Origin of the sequence: Paraburkholderia sp. Cpub6, assembly GCF_014201065.1 — a bacterium.
Taxonomy (GTDB): Bacteria; Pseudomonadota; Gammaproteobacteria; order Burkholderiales; family Burkholderiaceae; genus Paraburkholderia; species Paraburkholderia tuberum.
Genome location: NZ_JACHDM010000005.1, coordinates 393,180 through 402,963, shown reverse-complemented (window position 1 = coordinate 402,963; position 9,784 = coordinate 393,180). Strand labels below are relative to the sequence as shown.

The 9,784-nt window shown below is 65.9% G+C and carries 6 protein-coding genes; 1 reads left to right on the top strand and 5 read right to left on the bottom strand.

What is annotated here, in order from left to right; translation table 11 throughout:
- Positions 1 to 135 precede the first annotated feature (135 nt).
- Both HDG33_RS12865 and HDG33_RS12860 read right to left on the bottom strand, forming a co-directional pair.
- On the bottom strand, positions 136 to 3,336 hold the full coding sequence (locus HDG33_RS12865; protein ID WP_184027164.1) for an EAL domain-containing protein: 3,201 nt from the start codon (positions 3,334 to 3,336) through the stop codon (positions 136 to 138).
- Between the two features lie 239 nt (positions 3,337 to 3,575).
- A complete protein-coding gene (locus tag HDG33_RS12860; RefSeq protein WP_018419410.1) occupies positions 3,576 to 4,052 on the bottom strand; it encodes a nitrate reductase associated protein in 477 nt (158 codons plus the stop codon).
- 158 nt (positions 4,053 to 4,210) lie between these two features.
- On the opposite strand from HDG33_RS12860, the gene fdhD reads away from it, so the two are divergent.
- Entirely contained in the window at positions 4,211 to 5,095 is an 885-nt protein-coding gene (gene fdhD, locus HDG33_RS12855; RefSeq protein ID WP_184027161.1) for a formate dehydrogenase accessory sulfurtransferase FdhD, read from the top strand.
- A 65-nt stretch (positions 5,096 to 5,160) separates the two neighbouring features.
- Here the strand turns inward: fdhD and HDG33_RS12850 are convergent, their stop codons facing one another.
- The 3 genes from HDG33_RS12850 to HDG33_RS12840 all read right to left on the bottom strand — a co-directional run bounded on the left by HDG33_RS12850 (position 5,161) and on the right by HDG33_RS12840 (position 9,758).
- Positions 5,161 to 5,931, bottom strand: coding sequence for an enoyl-CoA hydratase (locus HDG33_RS12850; protein ID WP_184027158.1), 771 nt, complete (start codon positions 5,929 to 5,931; stop codon positions 5,161 to 5,163).
- Positions 5,932 to 6,048: 117 nt separating this feature from the next.
- Positions 6,049 to 7,248, bottom strand: a complete 1,200-nt coding sequence (locus tag HDG33_RS12845) for an acetyl-CoA C-acyltransferase (RefSeq protein WP_184027155.1) — start codon at positions 7,246 to 7,248, stop codon at positions 6,049 to 6,051.
- Between the two features lie 74 nt (positions 7,249 to 7,322).
- On the bottom strand, positions 7,323 to 9,758 hold the full coding sequence (locus HDG33_RS12840; protein ID WP_184027152.1) for a 3-hydroxyacyl-CoA dehydrogenase/enoyl-CoA hydratase family protein: 2,436 nt from the start codon (positions 9,756 to 9,758) through the stop codon (positions 7,323 to 7,325).
- Positions 9,759 to 9,784: the final 26 nt, after the last annotated feature.

The window sequence follows — 9,784 nt, the reverse complement described above, 5'->3', positions numbered from 1 at the left end:
ATCATCCGCGGCTCGAGAAGTTTTCCGCGTTCGCGGAAAGCCTGCCGGTGTTCAAGGACACGCCGGCTCAGTGACCGGCGTTGGACGCGGCACGCGGCGTGACGCGGCGACACCCGTCGCCGCGGCACGCTCCCCTCACGCCGGCTCCAGCTCCGGCACCAACCCGCCGTGCAGCAGTTCGGAAATCGCTTCCGTCGATAGCGGCTTCGCGAAATAGAAGCCCTGCATTTCGTCGCACGCGCGTTCCCTCAGGAAGTCGAGTTGCGCCGACGTTTCCACGCCCTCGGCGATCACCTGCAACTTCAGCGAATGGGCGAGCGCGATGATCGCCGACGTGATCGTCTCATCGTCGCCCGATACGCCGATATCCGACACGAACGAGCGGTCGATCTTCAAGCGGTCCACCGGGAAGCGCTTCAGATAGCTGAGGCTCGAATAGCCGGTGCCGAAGTCGTCGATCGCGAGACCGATGCCGAGCCCGTGCAGTTCGTTGAGCATCGACACTGCTTCTTCCGCGTTGCGCATGATCGTGCTTTCGGTCAACTCGAGTTCGAGGTACTTCGGTTCGAGTCCGGTCTCGTCGAGCACCTGCATCACGAGCTTCGCGATGTCACGCTGCTGGAACACCCGCGCCGACAGATTCACGGACACGCGCGCCGGCGGCAAGCCCTGATCCTGCCACGCCTTGTTCTGCCGACACGCCTCGCGCAGCACCCACTCCGACAGCGGCCCGATCAGCCCGCTTTCTTCGGCGAGCGGAATGAACGACGACGGCAGCACGAGCCCGACCTCGGGATCGTGCCAGCGCACCAGCGCCTCGATGCCGACGATCTGTCCGCTGCCGATATCGACCTGCGGCTGATAGTGCAGCAGGAACTCGTTGTCGCGCAGCGCGCGGCGCAGGCGTCGTTCGAGATTCAGGCGCGCGCCCGCGCTCGCGTTCATCTCCGGCTGATAGAACTGGAACGTGTTGCGCCCCATGTCCTTCGCGCGATACATCGCGACGTCGGCTTTCTTCATCAGCGTTTCGGCATCCTCGCCGTCCTGCGGGAACAGGCTCGCGCCCATGCTGCAGCCGACGTACAGCTCCGTGCCATCGAGCCACACCGGCTCGGCGATCGACGCGCGCACGCGCTCCATCCACGTGATCAGCGATTGCTCGTCGACGGTGTCGGTCATCACGATCACGAACTCGTCGCCGCCGTGGCGCGCAACCGTGTCGCTGGTGCGCGAGCAGCGCGCGAGCCGTTCGGCGACTACGCCGAGCAGCCGGTCGCCGACGCTATGGCCGAGGCTGTCGTTGACGTTCTTGAAGCCGTCGAGATCGAGGAACACGACCGCGACGCCCGAATGATGCCGCTGCGCGACGACGAGCGCATGTTCGAGCCGGTCGCGCAGCAGGTTGCGGTTCGGCAGCCGCGTAAGGCCGTCGTAGTTGGCCTGGTATTCGAGCTGCTCCTGATAGCGGATCAGCTCTGTCACGTCGTTGATGACGCCGATATGATGGGTGATCACGCCTTCCGCGTTCGGCACCGGCGCGATGAACAGCTGATTCCAGAACAGCGCGCCGTCCTTGCGATAGTTGCGCACCACCGCGCTGACCTCGCGATTCGCCGCGAGCGCCTCGCGGATCAACGCGACGCCTTCCTGGTCACGGTCGTCGCGTTGCAGCACGCGGCAGTCGTGGCCGATCACCTCGGCGGGATCGTAGCCGGTGATGCGCATGAACGCCGGATTCACGTATTCGATCAGATTGCCCGACGGCGACGGCGCGGTGATCAGGATCGCGTTGACGCTCGCGTCGAGCGCCCGGCTTTGCAGACGCAGCGCGAGATCGGCGCGCTTGCGCTCGGTGATGTCGGTGTACGAGCCGAGCACGCCGATCACCTGACCGCCGCCGTCGGTGAAGGGCAGCTTGCTCGTGACTGTCGTGCGGTGCAAGCCGTCGATCACGAAGTCGACCTCGAAGTTCATCTTGGGCACGCCGGTGCTCACGACTTCGCGATCGTGCTCGGTCAACAGGTCGGCGAACGCGCGCCACGCCAGGTCGGCGTCGCTCTTGCCGACCACCTGCTCGGGATACGCGAGCCCCGCGTCGCGCGCGAATGCCATGTTGCAGCCGAGATAGCGCGAGTTCAGGTCCTTCCAGAAGATGCGCTGCGGAATGTTGTCGATCACCGCTTCGAGCATCTGATTCGAGCGCTGCGCTTCGGCTTCGGCGTTGATCTGGTCGGTCACGTCGTCCGCCAGCACGAACGAGGCGTCGCGGCCCATGAAGTTCAGTGCGTGATAGGACACGTTGACGCTGAGGATCGAGCCGTCCTTGCGCCGATGCCGCCAGATGCCCGCCATCGTGTGGCTCTGGCGGAGGTCGGCGCTACGCTGCAGGTGCGTCTCCAGTCGGCCGATTTCCGAGTTCGGGCGGATCGCGCGGATCGTCATGCCGAGAAACTCGTCTTCCGTGTAGCCGTATTGATGGATCGCGGCCTTGTTGACGGCGAGAAAGCACAGCGTGTCGCGATCGAAGATGTACATCGGCACGGTGTGATCGTCGAACAGGCTGCGAAAACGCTCGTCGTTGCGCACCAGCGCGCGGGTGCTGCGCAGTTTTTCGCGAGCGCTGTTCTCGCGCACGCCGAACGTGAGGAACAGCAGCACGCTGCCGGTGAGCATCGTCACGAGCAGCACGAACATCGCGCGCTCGCTGTCGCTCGCCGATGCCGCGAGCGAGATCTGCAACGAGCGGTTTTCCTCGCTGCGCAACGTGGCGAGCGCGGCTTCGACACGCTCTAGCGCGGGGGCAAGATGCGAGTTCGACGGCACAGGGTCGAGGGATGCCTCGAATGGCGCGTCGAGGGGGGCCGCCCCTGGTGCTTCGGTCGATGCCGCGTGCGCCACGCCCGACGCCGCCCCCGACGCCGCGCTTGCCGCTCCGGGCAGGTCACTCGCATGATTGCGCAGCGTGTCCTCGAGATCTTGCTGCAACGCGTGCCGCGCCGCGCTCAGGCTGGCGAGCGCCCCCGACATGTACGGCTCGCTCGCGAGCTCGTCGCGCAGTGATTGCTCGCGGCTCGCGAGTGTGTTCGTCATCGAAGCGGCCGCGTCGGGCGGCACCGGCTTGCCCGATTCTTTCAGGCGGTGCAGAGCGGCGAGCGCGTTATCGAGCGCGGCGTGATACGCATCGAGGTTCTGGCGCACGCTGGTCGAGCGCGCGAGGCGCGCATCGGCGTCGCGCTGCCCGCGAATCTGCGTGTACGCGACGAACGCGTTTGCACCGACCGCGACGACCACGACCGCAATATTGATCAGCAGTCGCTTCGATAGAAAAGGATTCATGGGTTCCGAACGTCAATCGTTCCGAGGGCGGGAGAGCGCGCTCGCTGCCGGTGCGTCGGGCCGCATCGATGCAAGTCTTTTACGCGCCATCCTTTGGATATCGGCAGCGATCGGAAGCGGGTTGAGGGTCGGCGTGAAAAAAATCTGATGATTTGGGGGAAGGCTGCGAGTTGGTGGAGGCGCCTGGCTGGGAGCGGCTGGCCAGCCGCGCCTGGCCGGCCGCACCTAGCCGGCCGCGCCTAGCCGGCCGCTCCAAATTCCTTCATCGCCGGGACGAAATCGTGGCTCGCCTCGGGCTTGCGCGACAGCTTCGCGAGCACATAGCGCTTGAAAGGATCGAGCTCGGCCCAGCGCGCGACGCTCGGCGCGGCGAGACCGGCCAGCCCCGCCTGATGCGCGACACCGTCGGGCACGCTGTCGGTTTGACGCCAGGCCGGCGACTCCTCCGGCGTAAACCACTCCGGTTCGACGTTGGCGTGCGTGCGCAGCATCTCGAACAGCGCGTGATCGAAATTCGGTTCGATCTGCGTGTCTTCTTCGACCGGGAAACGCGCGAGCAGCTTGCGATCTTCGAGCGGCAGTTGCTGCCACTGCGCGAGCGTGATGCGCAGCCCGAAACGGTCGAGATTGAAGCGCACCGACATCGGGATATAAGTGAAATTCTCCGAAGACGCGACTTCGAAGTCGAACAGAAGCGGTGCTTCGTTGAGTCCCATGTCAGTGCTCCTTGTCGGTGGCGGACAGCGTGCGGGCGTCGCTTGAGGTATTTTAGAACCTTATTCGCGCGACGGCGCCCCGCGCGGCGGCCGCCGCGAAGCATACGGCGAGGCCGGCGCACCCTTTGACGCGCGGCATGATACAGGAGTGAAGCAGCTTGAACGGACAGGAAAACGGGCGCCAAACCGGACGGGCGAACGGCCAGCCCCACGCCCTCGACGGCGACGAACAACCCGGCGCAGTGCAACTCGAAGTGCGCCGCCATCGCGGCGCGGCGGTTGAAACCGCCACCGATCACGTCGGCCAGGAGTGGCCGGTCGCGCTCGTGTTCAACGGCATCTCGCACGCGGTGATGATGTGCACGCCGCGCGATCTCGAAGCGTTCGCGGTCGGCTTCGCGATTTCGGAGGGGATCGTCGAGCGCGGCAGCGACATTCAGGACATCGAGGTCGAATTGCACGGGCACGGCGAGCTGCCGCATGCCGAGGTGCAATTGCAGGTCGTGCAGCAGGCGTTCGCCGGTTTGAAGGAAAAGCGCCGCGCGCTCGCCGGGCGCACCGGCTGCGGCGTGTGCGGCATCGAAAGCATCGATCTGCTGGATCTGAAACCGCAGCGTGTACCCGACACTGGCTTCTTGCAGCGGCTCGCGCCCGATGCGATCGCACGCGCCGCGCGCGCGCTGCCCGAGCACCAGGCGCTCACTCGTTTGACCGGCGGCCTCCACGCGGCCGCGTGGTGTGATGCGCAAGGCGCGATCCACTATGCGTTCGAGGACGTCGGCCGCCACAACGCGCTCGACAAGCTGATCGGCCAGCTCGTGCTCGACCGCGCCGATACGCGCGACGGTTTCGTGTTTCTGTCGAGCCGCGCGAGCTACGAGCTGGTGCGCAAGGCCGCGCGCGTCGACGTGCCGATGGTCGCGACGATCTCGGCGCCGTCGTCGCTCGCGATTGCGATCGCGCGTGAGGCGGGCGTGCGGCTCGTGAGCTTCTGCCGCGAAGGCAGCTACGTCGATTACGACACGTGGCAGCAGCAAGCTTGAGCGATTGAAGCGGCGCAGCGACGATTCACGGCTAACCCACCCGAAACCCGCCTGCGTCGCCCCCCTCAGTCGAACCGCCGGAAATCCGGCTTGCGCTTCTCGAAGAACGCCTTGAACGCCTCGCGCGCTTCGGGCGCAAGCAGCATCTTGCCGAAATGCACGGCTTCCTCGGTCATCTGCGTCTGCAGTTCCTGCTGGCTCGCGCGCTTCATCAGGCTCTTCGTCACGCGCAACGACGACGCCGGCAGCGCCGCCAGCTTCGCGGCCTGCGACGCCGCGAACGCGTCGACTTCGCCCGCCGGCAGCACGCGATTCACGAAGCCCATGCGGTGCGCTTCGGCCGCGTCGAACGCCTCGCCGAGCAGCAGTTTTTCCGCCGCCGCCTGGTAGCCGGCCACGCGCTGCAGCAACAGGCTCGACGCTGCTTCCGGGCACAGCCCGAGCTGCGTGAACGGCAGCGAAAAGCTCGCGGTGTCGGCGGCGTAGACCAGATCGCAATGCAGCAGCAGCGTCGTGCCGACGCCGACCGCCGGCCCCGCGACCGCCGCCACCACCGGTTTTTCCGCCGAACATAGCGCGCGCAGGAACTGGAACACCGGCGGGGTTTCGCCAACCGGCGGCGACTTCATGAAGTCCTCGAGATCGTTGCCCGCGCTGAATATGCCCGCGCTGCCGCGAATCAGGATCGCGCGCACCGACGCGTCGCCCTGCGCTTCTACGAGCGCGTCGGCCATCGTCTGATACATCGCGGCCGTGAGCGCATTTTTCCTGCCGGGCCGGTTGAAGCTGATGGTCAGCACCGCGTCGGCGCGCTCGACCAGAATATCCGTCGTCATCCCGTTCATCTCCTTGTGCTCCTGCTGAATGTAAAAACGGTTCGCAAGCCGGGCGGCCTGCGAACCGTTGCGGGGTCCCTGGTGGATCACAGAAGGATCGCCCGTTCGATCAGCGGCTCACAGACGCTCGATGATGCCCGCCGCGCCCATGCCGGTACCGACGCACATCGTCACCATGCCGTACTTGTAGTTGCGGCGGCGCAGGCCGTGCACCACGGTCGCCGCACGAATCGCGCCGGTCGCGCCGAGCGGATGGCCCAGTGCGATCGCGCCGCCGAGCGGGTTGATCTTCGACGTATCGAGGCCGAGGTCCTGGATCACCGCGAGCGACTGCGCGGCGAACGCCTCGTTCAGCTCGATCCAGTCGAGGTCGTCCTGCTTCAGACCCGCGGCTTTCAGCGCGGCCGGAATCGCTTCCTTCGGGCCGATGCCCATGATTTCCGGCGGCACGCCGCGCACCGCGAAGCTGACGAAGCGCGCGAGCGGCGTCAGGTTGAACTGCTTGAGGATTTTTTCCGACACGACGATCAACGCACCCGCGCCGTCCGACGTCTGCGAGCTGTTGCCGGCCGTGACCGAGCCTTTGTTCGCGAACACCGCGCGCAGCTTCGCGAGGCCTTCCATCGACGTGTCCGCGCGCGGACCTTCGTCGAGCGACACCTCGCGCGTTTTCACGTTGATCTCGCCGGTCGCGAGATCGGGCACGCGATCGACGATCGTGTACGCGGCGATTTCGTCGTTGAATTCGCCGGCTTGCTGCGCGGCCATCGCGCGGCGGTGCGATTCGACCGAGAACGCGTCCTGCGCTTCGCGGCTGATCTTCCAGCGCTCGGCGACTTTCTCCGCGGTCAGGCCCATGCCGTACGCGATGCCGACGTCTTCGTTGCGATCGAATATATGCGGCGACAGCGACGGCTTATTGCCCATCATCGGCACCATGCTCATCGATTCGCAGCCGCCCGCAATCATCGCGTCCGCTTCGCCGACGCGGATGCGGTCCGCGGCCATCGCGAGCGCGGTCAGACCCGACGCGCAGAAGCGGTTCACCGTGACACCGCCGACCGTGTTCGGCAGACCAGCGAGCAGCGCGCCGATCCGTGCGACGTTCAGGCCCTGCTCAGCTTCCGGAATCGCGCAACCGACGATCGCGTCTTCGATCACGCCGGTGTCGAGGCCGGGCACCTGAGCGACGGCCGACCTGATCGCGTGAACCAGCAGCTCATCCGGACGTGTGTTCCTGAACATGCCGCGCGGCGCCTTGCCGATCGGCGTACGGCTCGCGGCGACGATGTATGCGTCTTGCAATTGCTTTGCCATTTGGGAATCTCCTTTGTCGACCAGAGTTGGCCAAAGCTCTTACTCTGGTCCCATGCACATTGGGCGGTCGCCGCTTAATTGCGCACCGGCTTGCCGGTCTGCAGCATGCCCATGATCCGTTCCTGCGTCTTCTGCGTGCCGAGCAGCTCGACGAACGCGCGACGCTCGAGTTGCAGCAGCCATTCTTCGTCGACGAGGCTGCCCGCTTCGACGTCGCCGCCGCACACCGCTTCCGCGATTCGGCTCGCGATCAGGAAATCGTGCTCGCTGATGAAGCGGCCGTCGCGCATGTTGACGAGCGACGCCTTGATCGTCGAGATCGCCGAACGGCCCGCGACCGGCACCTGGGTCGCGCGCAGCGGCGCACGGTAGCCCGCCGCGGCGAGCGCGCGCGCTTCCTTCTTCGCGACGTCGAGCAGTTCGAACACATTGAAGACGATCGTGTCGGAAGGCTTCAGGTAGCCCATCGCGCGGGCGTCGAGCGCGGAGGCCGACACCTTCGCCATCGCCGCGTTCTCGAACGACTTCTGCAGGAACTTCAGCAGATCGCTCGTCGCGCCGACCTGGCTTGCCGCTTCGGCCGCGCGCAGCGCCGCTTCCTTCAGGCCGCCGCCCGCCGGCACGAGTCCCACGCCGACTTCGACGAGACCCAGATAGCTCTCGATGTGCGCGACGCGCTTCGCGCTGTGCAGTGCGAGCTCGCAGCCGCCGCCGAGCGCGATGCCAGAGATCGCCGAGATCACCGGCACGTTCGCGTACTTGACGCGCAGCATGCCCTGCTGGAAATTCTTCACGAACGGCTCGATGCCCTTCGCGCCGCCCATCATGAACGCGGGCATCGCTTCTTCGAGGTTCGCGCCCGCCGAGAACGGACCGCCCGGCGTGCCGAGCTTCAGCGATGTGGGCTGCCACACGACGAGGCCCTTGTAGTCCTTCTCGGCCAGTTCGATCGCCTGCGTGAGCCCTTCGATCACCGCCGGTCCGATCGTGTTCATCTTGCTCTTGAACGACACGATGAGCACGTCGTCCTCGCCCGCGCGATCGTCGACCCATGCGCGCACCGCATCGGTCTCGAACAGCGTCTTGCCGTAGGTCTTCGGATCAGCGCCGGTTTCGCCGACGAGCGGCGCGCGGAACACCTGCTTGCGGTACACATCGAGCGACGAGCGCGGCACGAAGGTCTGCGTGGCCGGTGACCACGAGCCTTCGGCCGTGTGCACGCCGCCCTTCTCGTCAACCGCGCCTTCGAGCACCCACGACGGCAGCGGCACGTTGGCGAGCGCCTTGCCCGCCGCGATGTCTTCCTGCACCCATTCGGCGACCTGCTTCCAGCCGGCCGTCTGCCAGCCTTCGAACGGACCTTCGTTCCAGCCGAAGCCCCAGCGGATCGCGAGATCGACGTCGCGCGCGTTGTCGGCGATCGATTCCAGATGCACGGCGATGTAGTGATAGACGTCGCGGAAGATCGACCACAGGAACTGCGCCTGCGGGTGCTGCGTTTCGCGCAACAGCTTCAGCCGCTCGGCGGCCGGACGCTTCAGGATGCGGCCGACGAGTTCGTCGGCCTTCCCGCCGCCGTCGATATAGGCACCCGTGTTCGGATCGAGCACCTTGATCGCCTTGCCTTCCTTCCTGTAGAAGCCGGCGCCGGTCTTCTGGCCGAGCGCGCCCTTCTGCACCAGTTCGGCGAGCACGGCCGGCGTTTCGTAGACCGGCAGAAACGGATCGTCCGGCAGCGTGTCCTGCATCGTCTTGATCACGTGCGCCATCGTGTCGAGACCGACCACGTCGGCGGTGCGGAACGTCGCCGACTTCGCGCGGCCGAGGCGCGCGCCGGTCAGGTCGTCCACTTCGTCGAAACGCAGGCCGAACTTCGCGGCTTCGGCAATAACCGCAAGGATCGAGAACACGCCAACGCGGTTCGCGATGAAGTTCGGCGTATCTTTTGCGCGCACGACGCCCTTGCCGACCACGCTGGTCAGGAAGGTTTCGAGCTGATCGAGAATTTCCGGACGCGTCGTCGCGGTCGGGATCAGTTCGACCAGATGCATGTAGCGCGGCGGATTGAAGAAGTGCACGCCGCAGAAGCGCGCCTTCAGTTCGTCCGCGAAACCTTCGGACAGTGCGGTGATCGACAGCCCCGACGTGTTGGTCGCGAAAATCGCGTTCGGGCCGATGTGCGGCGCGACCTTCTTGTACAGGTCGTGCTTCCAGTCCATGCGTTCGGCGATCGCTTCGATCACGACGTCGCACTCGGCGAGCTTGTCGATGTCGTCGTCGTAGTTCGCGGGCTGGATGTATTGCGCGTCGTCCTTCACGCCGAACGGCGCCGGCGACAGCTTCTTCAGATTTTCGATCGCCTTCAGCGCGATCCCGTTCTTCGGGCCTTCCCTGGCGGGCAGGTCGAACAGCAGCACGGGCACCTTGGCGTTGATCAGGTGCGCGGCGATCTGCGCGCCCATCACGCCGGCGCCGAGCACGGCTACCTTGCGAATGATCAGATTGCTCACGTCGTTTCTCCGGAGAGTTGTGCGAT